We start from the raw sequence: 11070 nt of genomic DNA, 5'->3' as shown, positions 1-11070 counted from the left end.
GTGTTGCCTGTGGCATTCGGGGGCGACGACCGGGATTTTTCCGCCGGAGAACACACAGGCCGCTCATACTTCCGCGAGGTCTCAACTCGGATAAGACCCACGGCCAACCTTGTGTTCGATCTTGATCCGCTGGCGGGAAGTGGACTATACCTGTCGGACGCTTCACACGATCCGCACGTCAGCGCCCGTACGTCAGCGCCCGTCAGTGCCCGCATGTCAGCACCCGCACTTTCCTGCACGACCCAGCTTGACCCGATCGCGGTGCCGGGAAGGATCCGGTTCACCGCCTGAGTCCTGGAGAAGGCGAGGACTTGAGCATGGGATCCACTTCCGCCGAGAACCATGGCACCGAGGGTGTCGGCCGCCGTGATCTGATCAAACGGTCCGCCGCGCTCGGGCTGATCTCCGTCCCCACGATGAGTTTCCTGTCCGCCTGCGCCAGCAGCGGCGGCGGCGACAGCGGTGACAAGGCCAAGGCAGGCAAGAAGACCGAGAAGAACCCGCTCGGCGTCAACGACACCGCGGGCATGGAATTCGTGCTGTTCGACGGCGGTTTCGGCAAGGAGTACGCCGAGGACGCCGTGAAGATCTACGAGAAGAACTTCCCCAAGGTGAAGGTGAAGTTCTCCGCCACCCAGAAGATCCAGTCCACGCTCCAGCCCCGCTTCAACCAGGGCACCCCGCCGGACCTCATCGACAACTCCGGCGCCGAGCAGATGGACATGGGCGTCCTCGCGAGCAAGCGGCAGCTCACCGACCTCACCCCGCTGCTGGACGCCCCGTCCTACGACGACCCGGCCAAGAAGGTCCGCGACACGCTGCGCCCCGGCATCGTGGAGATGGGCCAACTCGACGGCGATCCGGTCTGGATCATGTACTACGCCTACACCGTCTACGGCGTCTGGTACTCGCGGAAGGCCCTCGACTCGCTCGACGAGCAGTACCCGGAGACCTGGGACCAGATGCTCGCGGTCTGCGAGAAGGCCAAGAAGAAGGGCATGGCGGGCTGGACGTACGCGGGCAAATACCCGTACTACCTCCCCTTCTCCCTCTATCCGATGATCGGCAAGGTCGGCGGCCGCGAGGTCCTCGACGCCATCGACAACCTGGAGCCGAACGCCTGGAAGCACCCGGCCGTCAAGGCCTGCTTCGACGCGTACTACGAGCTCTACAAGAAGGGCTACGTCCTCAAGGGCACCCCGGGCCTGGACCACATCCAGTCGCAGACCGCCTGGGCCGAGGGCAAGGCGCTGTTCATCCCGAACGGCTCCTGGGTGGAGAACGAGTCGGCCAACGTCATCCCGGAGGACTTCGACCTCGCGGTCTCCGCACCCACCGGCATCGACTCCTCCGACAAGCTGCCCTTCGGCACGATCTGGGCCTCCGGCGGCGAGCCCTTCATCGTCCCGGCCAAGGCGAAGAACGCCGAGGGCGGCATGGAACAACTGCGCATCATGCTCAGTGAGGCGTCCTCGAAGAACTTCACCAGCAAGGTGAAGTCACTGACCGCGTACAACGGCGGCACCGACGGCATCACCCTCACCCCCGGTCTGAAGTCGGGCGTCGCGGCCCTGGAGAAGGCCGGCGAGAACGTCGTGAACCCCCGAATGCAGGACTGGTACGTGCAGTTGCAGAAGGAGAAGATCGGCGTCTCCGGCCTGGGCGAGATGATGGCCGGCCGCCTCACCCCCGCCGAGGCCATCAAGAAGATCCAGGCCTTCGCCGACGAGACCGCCAAGGACACCTCGATCAAGCACTACAAACACCAGTAACAGCACCGGAAACCCATTTTCCGCAACGGCACCGGAGTGGCGATGCAGCACGGCAAGTACCGGTTCATCGTGGGCTTCCTCGCGCTGCCCCTGGGACTGTACGCGCTCTTCGTGATCTGGCCGTTCATCCAGTCCATCTACTACTCGTTCACGGACTGGACCGGCCTGAGTCCCGAATTCAAGATGGTCGGTTTCGACAACTACAGCCGGATGCTCGACGACGAGATCTTCTGGAAGTCGTTGCAGCACAGCCTGCTGTTCGCGCTCCTGCTGCCGGTGGTGACGATCAGTCTGGCGCTGTTCTTCGCATTCATGATCAACGTAGGCGGAAGAAAGCGGAAGAACGGCCCGGCCGTCTCCGGCGTCCGCGGCTCCTCCTTCTACAAGATCGTCTATTTCTTCCCGCAGGTCCTCTCGATCGCCATCGTCGCGCTGCTGTTCGCGTTCGCGTACAACCCGGACAGCGGCGCGATCAACTCGGTGCTGCGCGGCATCGGCCTCGACAACGTCCAGCCCCTGTGGCTGGGCGACCCCGATCTGGCCCTCTGGGCGGTGATGGCGGTCCTCGTCTGGTCGACGGTCGGCTTCTTCGTCGTCCTCTTCTCCGCCGGCATGGCCTCCATCCCGGCGGAGATGTACGAGGCGGCGCTGCTGGACGGCGCGAACCGCTTCACCACGTTCTTCCGGGTCACCCTGCCCCTCCTCTGGGACACGGTGCAGTCCGGCTGGGTCTACATGGGCATCCTCGCCCTGGGCGCCGAGTCGTTCGCGGTCGTGCAGATCATGACGACCGGGCCGGGCGGCCCCGACTACTCGACCACCGTCATGGTCCTGTACGTGTACCAGAAGGCGTTCCGGGACGGGCAGGCCGCCTACGCCACCACCATCGGTGTCGCCCTGCTCGTCGTCACGCTGGCCTTCGCCGCCGTGGTGATGCGGCTGGGCCGTCGCGAGCGGCTGGAGTACTGACGCAGATGAAGACGACCGAAACCCCCGCTCCCCTCCCGGCCGAGTCCGGCGCGCCGATCACCAAGACGGACACGCCCCCGCCTCCGTCCCCGAAGGAGAAGAAAGAGGGCACGGTCCTCAACGTCTTCTCCCACGGCGTCCTCGTCATCTGGGCGGTCATGGTGGTCATGCCGCTGCTCTGGGCGGTCATGACGTCCTTCAAGGACGACCGCTCCATCTTCAGCTCGCCCTGGTCGCTCCCCGACTCCCTGCACTTCGACAACTGGTCGCGGGCGTGGACCCAGGCCAACATGAGCGACTACTTCCTCAACACCGTCCTGGTGGTGGGCGGTTCGCTCGTCGGCACGCTCGTCCTCGGCTCGATGGCGGCCTACGTCCTGGCCCGCTTCGACTTCCCGGGCAACCGGTTCGTCTACTACCTGTTCATCGGCGGCATGAGCTTCCCGATCATGCTCGCGCTGGTCCCGCTGTTCTACGTCGTGAACAACATGGGCCTGCTGAACACCATCCACGGCCTGATCCTGGTCTACATCGCGTACTCGCTGCCGTTCACGGTGTTCTTCCTGACGGCGTTCTTCCGCACGCTGCCGACGTCCATCGCGGAAGCGGCCTTCGTCGACGGGGCGTCCCACAGCCGCACGTTCTTCCAGATCATGCTGCCCATGGCCAAGCCCGGCCTGGTCAGCGTCGGCATCTTCAACTTCCTGGGCCAGTGGAACCAGTACATGCTCCCCACGGTCCTCAACACGGACCCCGACAAGCGGGTCCTCACCCAGGGCCTGGTCCAGCTGGCCGTGAGCCAGGGCTACAAGGGCGACTGGTCGGGCCTGTTCGCGGGCTTGGTGATGGCGATGCTGCCGGTGCTGGCGGCGTACATCATCTTCCAACGGCAGGTGGTGCAGGGCTTGACGGCGGGCGCGCTGAAGTAGCCCGAGCCGGTTTCTCCACCGCCGGGTGGACCCGCAACCCGGCGAAACGGGGTACCGCTGCGCCCACCCGTGCCGCCCTTGGCGGCACGATTGCCCGCAGCTGGGTGAAGCGATTGCGCACCCACACCCGGCGTCAGGGCGGCGGAGCCCGCGCCGCGGCCCGGGCGGCTGGGCGAGCAGCCACGACGCGCCCGCACGCGCCGTCCTACGGAAGGGGACGTGTCGGGGGGTGTCCGCCCGCAGCGGTTGGCGCGTCAACGGGCGGTTCGTCGGTATTCGACCCCATCGCGCCGTTCCGAGGACGGACACCCCCCGACACGTCCCCGACCCACACCCGGCGGCAGGAGCAAGCACCCGCACCCCCGCCCACCTCGGCCGATAGAAAGCGCGAACCATCACGTAGCCCTGCGCAACCACCCGCGCACCCCCCGGAATCAGTTCAACCTCTTGACGGGAGGCAACCCGAACGGCTCAGCTTAGAGTTCACTAGTTGGACATAGACGGGGTCTCATCGAAGCGGCCCCGTGCGCAGGAGGTCGTCGTGGAGACTCCGGGGTCGCAGTCGTCACTGCACCGAGCCAACCTGGAGCGGGTCGTACGAGCCGTGCGCCTGGCGGGCTCCCTCACCCAGGCCGAGATCGCGCGGACGACAGGCCTGTCCGCGGCGACGGTCTCCAACATCGTCCGTGAGTTGAAGGACAGCGGAACCGTCGAGGTCACCCCCACCTCGGCAGGCGGCCGCAGGGCCCGCAGCGTGTCGCTGAGCGGCGACGCCGGCATCGTCATAGGCGTCGACTTCGGTCACACCCACCTCCGCGTCGCCATCGGCAACCTCGCCCACCAGGTCCTGGCGGAGGAGTCCGAGCCCCTGGACGTGGACGCCTCGTCCACCCAGGGCTTCGACCGCGCGGAACAGCTGGTCACCCGCCTCGTCGAGGCCACCGGCGTCGACCGCTCCAAGATCGCCGGCGTCGGCCTCGGCGTCCCCGGCCCGATCGACGTGGAGTCCGGCACCCTCGGCTCGACGGCCATTCTCCCCGGCTGGACCGGCACCAAGCCCGCCGAGGAACTCCGCGGCCGCCTCGGCGTCCCCGTGCACGTCGACAACGACGCCAACCTCGGCGCCCTCGGCGAGATGGTCTGGGGCAGCGGCCGGGGCGTCCGCGACCTGGCCTACATCAAGGTCGCCAGCGGCGTCGGCGCCGGCCTGGTGATCAGCGGAAAGATCTACCGAGGCCCCGGCGGCACCGCCGGAGAAATCGGACATATTACACTCGACGAATCCGGCCCGGTCTGCCGCTGCGGCAACCGCGGCTGCCTGGAGACCTTCGCGGCCGCGCGCTACGTGCTCCCGCTCCTCCAGTCCAGCCACGGCACCGACCTGACCATGGAAGGCGTCGTACGGCTCGCCCGGGACGGAGACCCGGGCTGCCGTCGGGTGATCGCCGACGTCGGCCGCCACATCGGCAGTGGAGTGGCCAATCTCTGCAACCTTCTGAACCCGAGCCGGGTGGTCCTCGGCGGTGATCTCGCCGAGGCCGGTGAGCTGGTGCTCGGGCCGATCCGGGAGTCCGTCGGCCGCTACGCCATCCCCAGCGCGGCGCGCCAGCTGTCCGTTCTCCCCGGGGCACTCGGCGGCCGTGCGGAGGTGCTCGGAGCGCTCGCCCTCGCACTCAGCGAGATGGGTGATTCAACACTTTTGGACGGGACTGCCGTCGGGGCGCTGCAGGCGTCGACCCCTGCCTTCACTTAGAGAACGGATGGCACCGTTGCCATCTCGTTAAGGATTTACTTCTTGACGTCGCACGTGTGGCCGAGTTGACTTCCAGCCACCTCGGCCGCAATGTCGCGGCCTCGTCAGGGAGGTTTCTGAAGTGAACACGCGTATGCGTCGCGCCGCCGTTGCTATTGCCGCCGGTGCGATGGCCGTTTCGCTTGCTGCCTGTGGCAGCGCCAAGGAGTCCGGCGACAAGGCCGACTCCACCGGGTCCGCCAAGAAGGGCGACGACATCAAGGTCGGCCTGCTCCTTCCGGAGAACGCGACCGCGCGCTACGAGAAGTTCGACCGGCCGCTCATCGAGAAGAAGGTCAAGGAGCTCACGAGCGGCAAGGGCGAGGTCGTCTACGCCAACGCCAACCAGGACGCGGCCAAGCAGAACCAGCAGGTGGACACCATGGTGTCCAACAAGGTCGACGTGCTGATCGTGGACGCGGTGGACTCCAAGGCCATCGCCGGCTCGGTGAAGAAGGCCAAGGACGCGGGCATCCCCGTCGTCGCCTACGACCGCCTGGCCGAGGGCCCGATCGACGCCTACACCTCGTTCGACAACGTCACCGTCGGCAAGACCCAGGGCGAGGCCCTGCTGAAGGCGCTGGGCGACAAGGCCAAGGACGGCCAGATCGTCATGATGAACGGGTCTGCCACCGACCCGAACGCCGCCCAGTTCAAGCAGGGCGCGCACTCCGTGCTCGACGGCAAGGTGAAGATCGGCCGCGAGTACGACACCAAGGAGTGGAAGCCGGAGAACGCCAACTCCAACATGGAGGGTGCCATCTCCGCCCTCGGCAAGGACAAGATCGTCGGCGTCTACTCCGCCAACGACGGCATGGCGGGCGGCATCATCACCGCCCTGAAGGCGGCCGGCATCGCCGACATCCCCGTCACCGGCCAGGACGCCGAGCTCGCGGGTGTGCAGCGCATCGTCACCGGTGAGCAGTACATGAGCGTCTACAAGCCCTACCCGCAGGAGGCGGACGTCGCGGCCGAGATGGCCGTCGCCCTCGCCCAGGGCAAGTCGCTCGACTCGATCGCCAAGGACAAGGTCGACAGCCCGACCACCAAGGCCATCCCCTCCGTCCTGGTCCCGGTCGTCTCGCTGACCAAGGACAACATCAAGGACACCGTCATCAAGGACGGCATCTACACGGTGAACGAGATCTGCGCGGGCAAGTACAAGGCCGCCTGCGACAAGATCGGTCTCAAGTAAGCAGCCGTCAGGTCCGCCGACGACCACGGGAGTCCGCCCCGGACTCCCGTGGCTCCGCGCGGACCGGCTGTCCCGAGTTCCTCCGGCGCCCCGCCACACAGCCCCGCAAGCTCCGCGGGGCGCCGGAGTGACCACTCCTCCCACACTTCTGCACAACCTCCCGCCGGGTCAGGCGGCGAAGGAGATGGTTCACGTGTCCGCTACGCCCGTGCTGGCGTTGCGCGGGGTCTCCAAGCGGTTCGGTGCCGTTCAGGCGCTCACCGACGTAGAGCTTGAGGTCCACGCCGGTGAGGTGGTCGCCCTGGTGGGCGACAACGGCGCCGGAAAGTCCACGCTGGTCAAGACGATCGCCGGCGTGCACCCCATCGATGAGGGCGTCATCGAATGGGACGGCAGGTCCGTCCAGATCAACAAGCCGCACGACGCCCAGAACCTGGGCATCGCGACCGTCTACCAGGACCTCGCGCTCTGCGACAACATCGACGTCGTCGGCAACCTCTACCTGGGCCGGGAGATCCGCAAGCGCGGCGTCCTGGACGAGGTGGAGATGGAGCGCCGCTCCCGCGAGCTCCTCGACACGCTGTCGATCCGCATCCCCAGCGTCCGCATCCCGATCGCCTCGCTCTCCGGCGGCCAGCGCCAGACCGTGGCCATCGCCCGGTCCATGCTCGGCGAGCCGAAGCTGGTCATCCTCGACGAGCCCACCGCCGCGCTCGGCGTCGAGCAGACCGCCCAGGTCCTCGACCTGGTCGAGCGGCTGCGCGAGCGCGGCCACGCGGTGATCCTCATCAGCCACAACATGGCCGACGTCAAGGCCGTCGCGGACAAGGTCGCCGTGCTGCGCCTCGGGCGCAACAACGGCGTCTTCGAGGTCAAGTCGACCTCGCAGGAAGAGATCATCTCCGCCATCACCGGCGCCACCGACAACGCCGTGACCCGCCGTGCGGCGCGCACGAACGGGGAGGTTTCCAAGTGAGCATCGACAAGACCTCCGCGGCTCCGGGATCCGAAGAGCACGTCGTGGAGAACCCCGAGGCGGCCAAGGCCGCCGTCACGGTCGTCGACCCCCGGCTGCTGGTGCGCGAGCAGGGCCTCGCCGGATACGTCACCGAGTTCAAGCGGAAGATGAAGTCCGGTGACCTGGGTTCCATCCCGGTCGTCATCGGCCTGGCGGTCATCTGGATCATCTTCACGAGCCTGAACTCCAACTTCCTCACCGCGGGCAACCTGTCCGACATGTCCGTCGCCATGGTCGGCACGGGCATGATCGCCGTCGGCATCGTGTTCGTGCTGCTGCTCGGCGAGATCGACCTGTCGGTCGGCTCGGTGTCCGGTGTGGCCGGCGCCAGCTTCGCGGTGCTGAACGTCACCAACGGCATGAACGAGTGGCTCGCCTTCGTGCTGGCCATCCTCACCGGCACGGTCGCCGGCGTGCTGCACGGCTTCTTCTTCGCGAAGATCGGCGTCCCCGCGTTCGCCGTCACCCTGGCCGGTCTGCTGTTCTGGAACGGCTTCATGCTCCAGATCCTGGGCGACAACGGCACGATCAACCTCGACCCGGACGGGGTCGTGGCCCAGCTGACCAGCTACTACTTCTCCGACGTGGCCGCCGCGTACGGGCTGGCCGCCGTGGTGACCGCCGGGTACTTCCTCAGCTCCTTCCTCGGCAACCGGCGCCGTGAGGCCGCGGGCGTGCCGTCGCGGCCGCTGAGCGAGACCGTGCTGCGCACGGTGCTGCTGGCGATCGTGGCCTTCGCCGTCGCGATCGTCTTCAACCAGTACAAGGGCCTGCCGCTGGCCGTGGTGATCTTCATCGTGGTGCTGCTGGTGACGGACTTCGTGCTGCGGCGCACCGCGTACGGCCGCAAGGTGTTCGCGCTCGGCGGCAGCGTCGAGGCCTCGCGCCGCGCCGGCATCAACGTGGAGAGGGTCCGGATCTCGGTGTTCGCGATCTCCGGCACCTTCGCCGCGGTGGGCGGTCTGTTCATCGCCTCGAAGATCGCGGCGGCCAACCAGGGCGCCGGCGGTGGTGACCTGCTGATGAACGCGATCGCCGCGGCGGTGATCGGTGGCACGTCCCTCTTCGGCGGCCGCGGCCGCACGTGGAACGCGCTGCTCGGTGTGCTGGTGATCGTGTCGATCCAGTACGGGCTCGCGCTGGAGGGCATCGCCTCCCCGGTGCAGTACATGATCACCGGTGGTGTGCTCCTCGCCACGGTCGTCATCGACGCGGTGACGCGCAAGACCCAGAAGACCGCGGGTCGCGCGTAGCGCCGAAGACCCTCGCTGTGCCCGGCATCGACAGGTGCCGGGCACAGTCGTGTCGTAGGTGGGGCACAAGTTGGGTACAGCCGAATGCGTGACGTATGACGCACGGCCTCGGCACGGTCCGCAGGGGCGGAACATTAGACTCGACACGCCCGGCAACAGCTCGATCAGCTCTACTGCAAGGAGGCACGGGTGCCGCTGCTGACCCGTATCAGGGGACCGCGCGATCTGGACCGGCTCAGCCTGGAGGAGCTGAACCAGCTGGCGGAGGAGATCCGGACCTTCCTTGTCGAAGCGGTCTCCAAGACCGGCGGTCACCTCGGCCCCAACCTCGGCGTGGTGGAGCTCACCATCGCCCTGCACCGGGTCTTCGAATCCCCCAAGGACAAGGTGCTCTGGGACACCGGCCACCAGTCCTACGTCCACAAGCTGCTCACCGGCCGCCAGGACTTCTCCAAGCTGAAGATGAAGGGCGGCCTGTCCGGCTACCCCTCGCAGGCCGAGTCCGAGCACGACGTCATCGAGAACTCGCACGCCTCGACCGTCCTCGGCTGGGCCGACGGCATCGCCAAGGCCAACCAGCTCATGAAGCGCGACGACCACGTGGTGGCCGTCATCGGTGACGGCGCCCTGACCGGCGGCATGGCCTGGGAGGCGCTGAACAACATCGCCGACGCCAAGGACCGCCCGCTCGTCATCGTCGTCAACGACAACGAGCGTTCCTACGCGCCGACCATCGGCGGCCTCGCCAACCACCTGGCGACCCTGCGCACCACCGACGGCTACGAGCGGTTCCTCGCCCGCACCAAGGAGGTCCTGGAGCGCACCCCGGTCGTCGGCAGGCCGCTCTACGACACCCTGCACGGCGCGAAGAAGGGCCTGAAGGACTTCATCGCCCCGCAGGGCATGTTCGAGGACCTCGGCCTGAAGTACGTCGGCCCGATCGACGGCCACGACATCGAGGCGCTGGAGTCCGCGCTCGCCCGGGCCAAGCGGTTCGGCGGGCCCGTCATCGTGCACTGCCTCACCGAGAAGGGCCGCGGCTACCAGCCCGCCCTCCAGGACGAGGCCGACCGCTTCCACGCCGTCGGCAAGATCCACCCCGACACGGGCCTGCCGATCGCCACCTCCGGCGCCGACTGGACCTCCGTCTTCGGCGACGAGATGGTCAAGCTCGGCGAGGAGCGCGAGGACATCGTCGCCATCACGGCCGCCATGCTCCAGCCGGTGGGCCTGGACCGGTTCGCCAAGCGCTTCCCCGAGCGGGTCTACGACGTCGGCATCGCCGAGCAGCACGGCGCCGTCTCCGCGGCCGGCCTGGCGACGGGCGGTGTGCACCCGGTGTTCGCGGTGTACGCCACCTTCCTCAACCGGGCCTTCGACCAGGTGCTGATGGACGTGGCCCTGCACAAGTGCGGTGTCACCTTCGTCCTCGACCGGGCCGGTGTCACCGGCACCGACGGCGCCTCCCACAACGGCATGTGGGACATGTCGATCCTTCAGGTCGTGCCCGGGCTGCGGCTGGCCGCGCCGCGCGACGCCGACCAGGTCCGCGCCCAGCTGCGCGAGGCCGTCGCCGTCGACGACGCGCCGACCGTGGTCCGCTTCTCCAAGGGCGCCGTCGGTCCCGCCGTACCCGCCGTGGGCCACGTCGGCGGCATGGACGTGCTGCGCGAGCCCGGCACCGACCGGCCGGACGTGCTGCTGGTCTCGGTCGGCGCCCTCGCGCCGATGTGCCTGGAGATCGCCGGCCTCCTCGACAAGCAGGGCATCTCCACCACCGTCGTCGACCCGCGCTGGGTCAAACCCGTCGACGAGGCCATGGCCCCGCTCGCCGAGCGGCACCGCGTCGTCGTCACCGTCGAGGACAACAGCCGGGTCGGCGGTGTCGGATCGGCGATCGCGCAGGCGCTGCGCGACGCGGGCGTCGACGTGCCGCTGCGCGACTTCGGCATCCCGCCGCGCTTCCTCGACCACGCCTCGCGCGCCGAGGTCCTCGCCGAGATCGGCCTCACCGCGCCGGACATCGCCCGGCAGGTGACCGGCCTGGTCGCCAAGCTGGACGGGCGGTACGAGCGCAGCACCGCGGACGCCGTCGACGCCGTGGAGCCCGCGCGCGACTGACGCCCACCCAGGCACCGCCGA

The 11070-nt window shown here is 68.0% G+C and carries 8 protein-coding genes; all 8 read left to right on the top strand.

From position 1 onward, the window contains the following. Positions 1-317: 317 nt before the first annotated feature. The 8 genes from ngcE to dxs all read left to right on the top strand — a co-directional run bounded on the left by ngcE (position 318) and on the right by dxs (position 11049). Entirely contained in the window at positions 318-1772 is a 1455-nt protein-coding gene (gene ngcE / locus ABZ386_RS14360) for an N-acetylglucosamine/diacetylchitobiose ABC transporter substrate-binding protein (protein WP_351334483.1), read from the top strand. Between the two features lie 42 nt (positions 1773-1814). Further along, complete coding sequence (locus ABZ386_RS14355) at positions 1815-2741, top strand: sugar ABC transporter permease (protein ID WP_355719541.1); 927 nt, start codon at positions 1815-1817, stop codon at positions 2739-2741. A 5-nt stretch (positions 2742-2746) separates the two neighbouring features. Next, a complete protein-coding gene (locus tag ABZ386_RS14350; RefSeq protein ID WP_351334489.1) occupies positions 2747-3670 on the top strand; it encodes a carbohydrate ABC transporter permease in 924 nt (307 codons plus the stop codon). Positions 3671-4211: 541 nt separating this feature from the next. Then, entirely contained in the window at positions 4212-5423 is a 1212-nt protein-coding gene (locus tag ABZ386_RS14345) for an ROK family transcriptional regulator (RefSeq protein WP_351334491.1), read from the top strand. 133 nt (positions 5424-5556) lie between these two features. Continuing rightward, positions 5557-6657: a sugar ABC transporter substrate-binding protein gene (locus ABZ386_RS14340; RefSeq protein ID WP_351335224.1), complete on the top strand. Its 1101-nt coding sequence runs from the start codon at positions 5557-5559 to the stop codon at positions 6655-6657. Between the two features lie 184 nt (positions 6658-6841). Beyond that, positions 6842-7633, top strand: coding sequence for an ATP-binding cassette domain-containing protein (locus tag ABZ386_RS14335; protein WP_010033972.1), 792 nt, complete (start codon positions 6842-6844; stop codon positions 7631-7633). Next, complete coding sequence (locus tag ABZ386_RS14330) at positions 7630-8928, top strand: sugar ABC transporter permease (RefSeq protein WP_351334495.1); 1299 nt, start codon at positions 7630-7632, stop codon at positions 8926-8928. Before ABZ386_RS14335 ends, ABZ386_RS14330 begins: the two co-directional genes overlap by 4 nt. Before the next feature lie 189 nt (positions 8929-9117). After that, complete coding sequence (gene dxs / locus ABZ386_RS14325) at positions 9118-11049, top strand: 1-deoxy-D-xylulose-5-phosphate synthase (protein WP_355716497.1); 1932 nt, start codon at positions 9118-9120, stop codon at positions 11047-11049. Positions 11050-11070: the final 21 nt, after the last annotated feature.

This window comes from Streptomyces sp. NPDC006140, from assembly GCF_040628815.1.
In the GTDB taxonomy this organism is placed as follows: domain Bacteria; phylum Actinomycetota; class Actinomycetes; order Streptomycetales; family Streptomycetaceae; genus Streptomyces.
Note: the sequence above shows the minus strand (reverse complement) of the source record. Positions and strands in the feature narration are given on the sequence as shown.

Coding starts and splice junctions, on each gene's coding strand:
- ABZ386_RS14335 (WP_010033972.1), top strand. CDS start 6,842: ATGGTTCACGTGTCCGCTACGCCCGTGCTGGCGTTGCGCGGGGTCTCC.
- ABZ386_RS14355 (WP_355719541.1), top strand. CDS start 1,815: ATGCAGCACGGCAAGTACCGGTTCATCGTGGGCTTCCTCGCGCTGCCC.
- ngcE (WP_351334483.1), top strand. CDS start 318: ATGGGATCCACTTCCGCCGAGAACCATGGCACCGAGGGTGTCGGCCGC.
- ABZ386_RS14350 (WP_351334489.1), top strand. CDS start 2,747: ATGAAGACGACCGAAACCCCCGCTCCCCTCCCGGCCGAGTCCGGCGCG.
- ABZ386_RS14340 (WP_351335224.1), top strand. CDS start 5,557: ATGCGTCGCGCCGCCGTTGCTATTGCCGCCGGTGCGATGGCCGTTTCG.